Origin of the sequence: Streptomyces sp. ActVer (assembly GCF_027270795.1) — a bacterium.
Taxonomy (GTDB): domain Bacteria; phylum Actinomycetota; class Actinomycetes; order Streptomycetales; family Streptomycetaceae; genus Streptomyces; species Streptomyces umbrinus_A.
In genome coordinates, this window is the sequence record NZ_JAPWHT010000568.1 from 1 (window position 1) to 5,774 (window position 5,774).

5 protein-coding genes and 1 pseudogene are annotated in these 5,774 nt (G+C 71.5%); 1 reads left to right on the forward strand and 5 read right to left on the reverse strand.

The genetic code is table 11. The features are described from left to right. Positions 1-195: 195 nt before the first annotated feature. The 4 genes from O3Q52_RS47600 to O3Q52_RS47615 form a co-directional block, all read right to left on the reverse strand. The gene (locus tag O3Q52_RS47600; protein WP_003977404.1) at positions 196-570 is read right to left on the reverse strand and encodes an RNA polymerase-binding protein RbpA; all 375 of its coding nucleotides are present in this window, start codon (positions 568-570) and stop codon (positions 196-198) included. Between the two features lie 255 nt (positions 571-825). After that, a complete protein-coding gene (locus O3Q52_RS47605) occupies positions 826-2,175 on the reverse strand; it encodes an MFS transporter (protein WP_269654697.1) in 1,350 nt (449 codons plus the stop codon). Between the two features lie 61 nt (positions 2,176-2,236). Beyond that, entirely contained in the window at positions 2,237-3,004 is a 768-nt protein-coding gene (locus tag O3Q52_RS47610) for a glycerophosphodiester phosphodiesterase (protein ID WP_269654698.1), read from the reverse strand. Further along, complete coding sequence (locus O3Q52_RS47615; RefSeq protein WP_269654699.1) at positions 3,001-3,789, reverse strand: YitT family protein; 789 nt, start codon at positions 3,787-3,789, stop codon at positions 3,001-3,003. The genes O3Q52_RS47610 and O3Q52_RS47615 overlap by 4 nt, the downstream gene beginning before the upstream one ends. Between O3Q52_RS47615 and O3Q52_RS47620 the strand changes: the two genes are divergently transcribed. Continuing rightward, positions 3,788-5,287: a PLP-dependent aminotransferase family protein gene (locus tag O3Q52_RS47620; RefSeq protein ID WP_269654700.1), complete on the forward strand. Its 1,500-nt coding sequence runs from the start codon at positions 3,788-3,790 to the stop codon at positions 5,285-5,287. The genes O3Q52_RS47615 and O3Q52_RS47620 overlap by 2 nt on opposite strands. A gap of 151 nt (positions 5,288-5,438) precedes the next feature. Here O3Q52_RS47620 and O3Q52_RS47625 read toward each other — a convergent pair. Then, positions 5,439-5,774 (reverse strand): annotated as a pseudogene (locus tag O3Q52_RS47625) (hypothetical protein); the annotation flags it as partial.

The window sequence follows — 5,774 nt, forward strand, 5'->3', positions numbered from 1 at the left end:
CCGAACCCCCAAAGACTGCGCAGTTCCCCGCGCCCCTTTTGGGGGCGCGGGGAACTGCGCGATCAGCCACGGCGAACCTGCACCCGAAAGTCACCCAAAAGCCATTCGAACGCACAAAACCGCAGGCACCGCACCCGAAGGTACGGCACCCGCGGTTGGGTGCGTGCGTTGTATGCCGCCCAACCCCCGGAGGGGTTACGCGGACTTGCGGCTGTCCCGAGGGTGGACCGCGATGTTCATGGCTCCGGAGCGAAGTACAGCCAAGCGCTCTTCGAGGACCTCTTCGAGTTCCTCTCGCGTGCGCCGCTCCATCAGCATGTCCCAATGCGTGCGCGCGGGCTTGGCCTTCTTTTCCTCAGGGCCGTCGCCGTCCACCAGGAGTGCCTGGGCCCCGCAGACCTTGCACTCCCACTCCGGCGGGATCTCCGCCTCCACCGAGAAGGGCATCTCAAATCGATGGCCCTTCTCGCATGCGTACTCCACGGCCTGGCGCGGAGCCAGGTCGATGCCGCGGTCCGTCTCGTAGCTGGTCACCACGAGGCGCGTGCCGCGAAGAGCTCGCTCACTCATGAATCGTGCCTCCCGGGCTTGTCGCCCACAGGACAGGTGTCGCTGTCGTCGTCATCCGGTCAACGTCCGGTCGGCGGTAAAGATTCCCGTTCCGGGTCATGCGTCGCCGTCGTAGCCGCCCCTTGTTGTACCCACCTGCGCCCGGTTTGTCACATCTGAGAGCAGATGTCACCCAGCGTTTCGGCATCTTTGACGCGCAGTAACGGTACGCCTGGCAGGCCAAACGCGTACACTACCGGCCTTTGGCCTCCGGCGCTAAATCCTGTCCGGAACGGGGTTGCCCGCGTCGCGCACCGCCTGGCGTACCGGAACCCTCGCGAGCAGCACGAATCCCAGCACGAAGAAGGCCACGAGCGAGATGATCGCGTCCCGATAACTTCCCGTCAGCTGGTAGGTCAGACCGAACAGAAGCGGGCCGAGCCAGCTCATCCCGCGGTCGCTCATCTCGTACGCCGAGAAGTACTCGGCCTCCTTGCCGGGCGGCACCAGATGCGAGAACAGGGACCGGGACAGCGCCTGGCTGCCGCCGAGGACGACCCCGATGCCGGCCGCGAGGACGAAGAACCAGACGGGCGCGCCGGCGGGCAGGAAGTAGCCCGCGCCCAGCGTCACGGTCCAGGCGATCAGTGAACCGAGGATGGTCCGTTTGGCGCCGTACGTCCGGGCGAGTCGGCCCATCCCGAGCGCCCCGGCCACCGCGAGCAGCTGGACCAGCAGCACGGCGACGATCAGCGTCGACTGGTCGAGGCCCAGTTCCTCGGATCCGTACACGGATGCCTGCGAGATGACCGTCTGGATGCCGTCGTTGTAGACCAGATAGGCGAGCAGGAAGGCGAGCGTCAGTGGCTGGCGGCGCATGTCCCGCACGGTGGCCGCCAGCTGCCGCCATCCGTGTGAGGACGTACCCGAGGAGGATGTCGTGCGGCGGTCGCGCAGCCGTTTGAGCGGTACGAGCGTGAAGGCGCCCCACCAGATACCGGCCGAGGCCAGACAGATGCGGACGGCCGTCGCCTCCGAGACGCCGAAGGTGTCGTGGGCCGTGTAGAGGACCAGGTTCGCGACCAGGACCAGCGAGCCCGACGCGTACCCGAAGGCCCAGCCCCTCGACGAGACGGCGTCGCGCTCCTCCGGCGGGGCGATCTGGGGGAGGTAGGAGTTGTAGAGGACCATCGAGACGGCCAGTGAGGCGTTGGCCACAATCAGCAGGAGGCCGCCCAGCAGATAGCGGTCGCCGTTCAGGAAGAACATGCCCGCGGTGGCCGCGGCGCCCACATAGGCGGCGACCGCGAGGAGCGGCTTCTTGCGGCCCGTGCGGTCGGCGGCAGCGCCCGCCAGTGGCATCACGAAGATCGACAGGATGACGGACGCGGACACGCAGTACGCGAAGAAGGAGCCGGCGCGCAGCGGGATCCCCAGTGGGTGCACGAACCCGTCAGCGTCCGCGGCCGCCTTGGCGACCGATGTGAGGTAGGGGCCGAGGAAGACGGTGAGCACGCTCGTCGAGTAGACGGAACAGGCCCAGTCGTAGACGTACCAGCCGCGTTGTTCGCGCCGCCGTTCCGCGGCCTCGTCGGCCGTTTGTTCCCGCACGGTGTCGGTGCCCACCCGTGCCCTCGCTTCCCCGTCGCAGTCCCCGTACGCGGACGCCGCGCGGGGCGCCGGGCCGTCAGACCCAGGTGCCGCGGTCCTCCAGGACCCCGCGCAGCGTCTCGATGTGATCGGTCATGATGCCATCGACTCCCAGGTCCAGGAGCCGGTGCATCCGTGCGGCTTCGTTGACCGTCCAGACGTGGACCTGCAGCCCGCGCGCGTGGGCCGCGCGCACGAACCGGTGATCGACCACGGGGATGCCCGACTGGGACTCGGGCACCTGGGCGCAGACCGCCGAGCGACGCAGCGGGGCCGGGATCCCCCACGACCGCAGGCGCAGTCCGAGGACACCCCGGGTGCCGTACGAGGTGGCCAGACGGGGACCGGCCAGGCGCTGCGCGCGGGCGACCCGCGCCTCGGAGAAGGAGCCGACGCAGACGCGGTCCCAGGAGCCGGTGCGGCGGATCAGGTCGAGCAGGGGGTGCAGGGCGGGCTCCGCCTTGATGTCGACGTTCCAGCGGACGTCGGGGAACGTTTCCAGCAGCTCCTCGAAGAGGGGGACCGGTTCCGTTCCCGCCACGCGCGCGTGGCTCACGTCGTCCCAGGGGAGGTCCGCTATCCGGCCCGCCCCGTCGGTCACCCGGTCCAGCGTCGCGTCGTGGAAGGCGACGAGTTTTCCGTCCGCCGTGGCGTGTACATCGGTCTCGATGTATCGGTAGCCGGCCTCGACCGCGCGCCGGAACTGGGCCGCGGTGTTCTCCAGGCCGTCCGCGGCCCCGCCCCGGTGGGCGAAGGCGATCGGGCCGGGATGGTCGAGGTAGGGGTGGCGTATACGGGTGCTCACCCGCGCAGTATCGCCTGCTCCGGTTGCCCGGCGGCAACGACCGTGCTGCCGCCCGATGATGCGGAGGGGGCGGTGAACACGCGCAGGAAGAGCTGGGCCAGCGGGCCGATGGCCACCGCGTACAGGACCGTGCCCACGCCGACCGTGCCGCCGAGGACGAAGCCCGTCGCCACCACCGCCACCTCGATGGCCGTGCGCACCAGGCGGATCGAGCGGCCGGTGCTCCGGTGGAGCCCCGTCATCAGACCGTCGCGCGGGCCCGGGCCGAAACGGGCCGCTATGTAGAGGCCGGTCGCCACGCCGTTGAGGAGGATGCCCGCCACCAGCAAGGGGATGCGGATTCCGAGGGCGTGCGCGTCCGGGACCAGGGCGAGCGTGCCGTCCATGGCGATCCCGACCACGAAGACGTTGGAGACCGTGCCGAGGCCCGGGCGCTGGCCCATCGGGATCCACAGGAGCAGCACCACGGCGCCCACGATGATCGACACGACGCCGATCGTCAGCCCGGTCATCTCGGCGAGGCCCTGGTCCAGGACGCGCCAGGGCGCCAAGCCCAGGCCCGCCTCCACGAGGAGGGCCACGCTCGCGCCGTACAGCGCCAGGCCCACGTACAGCTGGAGCAGCCGGCGGGTGAGGTGCCTCGATGGCGGACTCGACGGCCGGTCCGACGGCGGAGTGGACAAGGTGTGCCCCCTGGTGGTGATAGTGGCCTGACCCGTGACACTCTGTGGCTTGAGAAGAAACCTCTTCCATGGCCAATTCGGGGAAGGTGGACTGGAAATCATGGCGCAGTGGACCTCGGCGGTGGGTGCCGCTCAGCTCGCGCGGCTGCTCAACTCCCAGCAGGAGCGCCCGGCGGGCCCCGGCACACGCCGCCCGCCCGCCTATCGCGCCCTCGCCGACGGCGTCCGTCTGCTCGTCCTCGAAGGGCGCGTCCCGGTCGCCGCGCGGCTGCCCGCCGAGCGCGAACTGGCCCTCTCCCTCTCCGTGAGCCGCACCACTGTGGCAGCCGCCTACGAGGCGCTGCGCGCCGAGGGATTCCTGGAGTCCCGCAGGGGTGCGGGCAGCTGGACGGCCGTACCGGCCGGGAACCCGCTGCCCGCACGCGGCCTGGAACCGCTGCCGCCCGAGGCCCTCGGCTCCATGATCGACCTGGGCTGTGCGGCCCTGCCCGCCCCCGAGCCATGGCTCACACGTGCCGTCCAGGGCGCCCTTGAGGAGCTCCCGCCGTACGCCCACACGCACGGCGACTATCCGGCGGGGCTGCCCGCGCTGCGCGAGATGCTGGCCGAGCGGTACACCGCGCGCGGCATCCCGACCATGCCCGAACAGATCATGGTGACCACCGGGGCCATGGGCGCCATCGACGCCATCTGTCACCTCTTCGCCGGGCGCGGCGAGCGCATCGCCGTCGAGTCGCCCTCGTACGCCAACATCCTTCAGCTGATGCGCGAGGCCGGGGCCCGGCTGGTGCCCGTCGCCATGGCCGAGGGGCTCGCGGGCTGGGACATGGACCGCTGGCGGCAGGTGCTGCGCGACGCCGCGCCCCGGCTCGCCTATGTCGTCGCGGACTTCCACAACCCGACCGGCGCGCTCGCCGACGAGGACCAGCGCAGGCGGCTCGTCGACGCGGCCCGGTCCGCCGGCACCGTGCTGATCGTGGACGAGACCATGAGCGAGCTCCATCTGGACGAGGGCCTCGAAATGCCGCGTCCCGTCTGCGGGTTCGACCCGGCCGGATCCACGGTCATCACCGTCGGCTCGGCCAGCAAGGCGTTCTGGGCGGGCATGCGGATCGGCTGGGTCCGCGCCGCCCCCGACGTGATCCGCAGCCTGGTCGCGGCCCGCGCGTACGCCGACCTCGGCACCCCCGTCCTGGAGCAGCTCGCCGTGAACTGGCCGCCCAGCACCGGTGGCTGGGAGCAGGCCGTGGACATCCGGCGCACCCAGGCCCGCGAGACCCGCGACGCGCTGGTGACGGCCCTGCGCCGTGAACTGCCCGGCTGGGAGTACGACGTGCCGCGCGGCGGGCTCACCCTGTGGGTGCGTACGGGAGGTCTGTCCGGGTCACGGTTGGCCGAGGTCGGTGAGCGGGTGGGTGTGCGCGTCCCCTCCGGGCCCCGCTTCGGGGTCGACGGGGCCTTCGAGGGCTATGTTCGGCTGCCGTTCACCGTCGGCGGCGCGGTGGCCGACGAGGCCGCAACGCGCCTGGCCGTGGCCGCCCGGCTGGTGGAGTCGGGGGCGAACGGCGGAACGGAGTCGCCACGCACGTTCGTGGCGTGACGCCTCCGGATCCGACTTCTGCGGCGGCGCCTCCCGTGTCCCGCGCTCCGACGAGGGCGCGGCACTCCGGGCCACTGGCCACTACCGCCCGGCCAGTGGCGGAGGGAGGTCGCCGCGCGTACTCGTGCGCGACGCCTCGGCCTCTGTCCGCTCAGCCTTCCGCGGGGACGCCCAAGGCACCCGGTGCGGTGAAGCGCACGGGGCTTTCCGGGGTTGCGTCCACATGGTCCGCCGGTGCCATGCCCGTCGGCTCGGCGTCCGCCGGAGTCGTGCGTGCAGGCAGCAGACCGACCACCGCCTGTCGGTGGGCCTCGCTCGTCGCCTCGTCGTACGGGTCCGGGGTCGCCGGGACCTGGAGGCGGTGGACCGGGCCCGAGCCCAGCCGGGCGTAGCCGCGGCCGGGCGGCACGTCGGGCGTCGGAGTCGTGGGCGGGGGAGACCCGAGCACCGCTTCGAGCCGGCCCGTGGACGCGGGGCCGAGCACGAC